1 protein-coding gene is annotated in these 1,301 nt (G+C 65.3%); it reads right to left on the bottom strand.

Translation table 11 applies throughout. From position 1 onward, the window contains the following. Positions 1-39 precede the first annotated feature (39 nt). Positions 40-1,271 (bottom strand): IS3 family transposase gene (locus tag ACFXPL_RS37125; RefSeq protein ID WP_384927586.1). Its coding sequence is split into 2 segments (ribosomal slippage): positions 40-968 and positions 968-1,271, totalling 1,233 coding nucleotides; the frame shifts between segments, so codons are not numbered across the junction. Between the last annotated feature and the right edge of the window lie 30 nt (positions 1,272-1,301).

Genomic DNA, 1,301 nt, shown 5'->3' with positions numbered 1-1,301 from the left:
TGAGCTGTACTGAGTTTCGTAGAGTCCGGTGATCTTGGCTCAGGCGGACTGCGGGACTTGTTCCAGGCTCTGCCAGAAGTCCCGTTCGTACTCGGTGGGCGGTACGTAATCGAGAGCGGAGTGGAGACGCTCTTCGTTGTACCACGTGACCCATTGGAAGATCGCTCGCTCGACCTGGTCGACGTCCCGCCAGGGGCCCTGCATTTCGATCAGCTCAGCTTTGAAGGTGCCGTTCAGTGCCTCGGCCATGGCGTTGTCGTACGAGTCCGCGACGGAGCCGACCGACGCGGAGGCGCCGATGTCCGACAGCCGGTCGGTGTAGCGAATTGATACGTATTGCGACCCCCTGTCGGAGTGGTGGACCAGGCCGGAGTCCTTCTTGATCCGCCGACGCCACAGCGCCATCTCCAGTGCTTCCAGGGGGAGTTCGGTCCGCATATGGTTCGCAATCTGCCAGCCGACGATCACGCGGGAGAACACGTCCAGGACGAAGGCGACGTAAGCCCAGCCGGACCAGGTTCTGACATAGGTCATGTCGGCGACCCAAAGCCGGTCGGGACCGTCGGCGGTGAAGTCCCGGTCGACCAGGTCCGGCGGCCTCGGCGCCGACGGCTCGCTGACGGTGGTTCGCCGGCGCTGGCCGCGGATGACGCCCTCGATGCCGAGCTCGGCCATCAGCCGCTCGATGGTGCAGCGGGCCACCTCGATGCCACTGCGCCGCAGCGCGCGGGTGATCCTGCGGGCTCCGTAAGTCCCGCCGGACTCGGCGTGGGTCTGCTCGATCATGGGCATGAGCTGTTCGTCCCGCAGCCGGCGGGTGGACTTCGGGCGCTTCTTGCGGGCGAAGTACGTCGACGGCGACAGGTCCAGCTCCCGGCAGACGGGATCGACCCCGAGGCCCTTCTCACGCAGGTGGTCGATCACCTGCTCGGCCTCGTCCGGGGACGGTCGATCTCCTGGGCAAAAAACACCGAAGCGGCCTTCAGGATCTCATTGGCCCGCCTCAACTCGGCGTTCTCCTTGCGGAGTTGCTTGAGTTCGTCGAGTTCGGCCGTACTCAGCCGGTCGTCGCGTTCACCGGCATCCGCCTCGGCCTGGCGGACCCAGCCACGCAAGGCTTCCTTGTGGATGCCGAGGTCCTTCGCAACGTGCGCGATGGGGCGGCCGGTGGTGCGGACCTCGCGGACCGCCCGCTCACGCAGTTCATCGGGGTATTTCCGTGGTGCTGGCACTGATGTGGTTCTCCTTCGCCAGGATCGTAACCCTGGCATCAGGGACTCCACGAATCTCAGTACAGCTCA

Origin of the sequence: Streptomyces sp. NPDC059092 (assembly GCF_042756365.1) — a bacterium.
In the GTDB taxonomy this organism is placed as follows: Bacteria; Actinomycetota; Actinomycetes; order Streptomycetales; family Streptomycetaceae; genus Streptomyces.
Note: the sequence above shows the minus strand (reverse complement) of the source record. Positions and strands in the feature narration are given on the sequence as shown.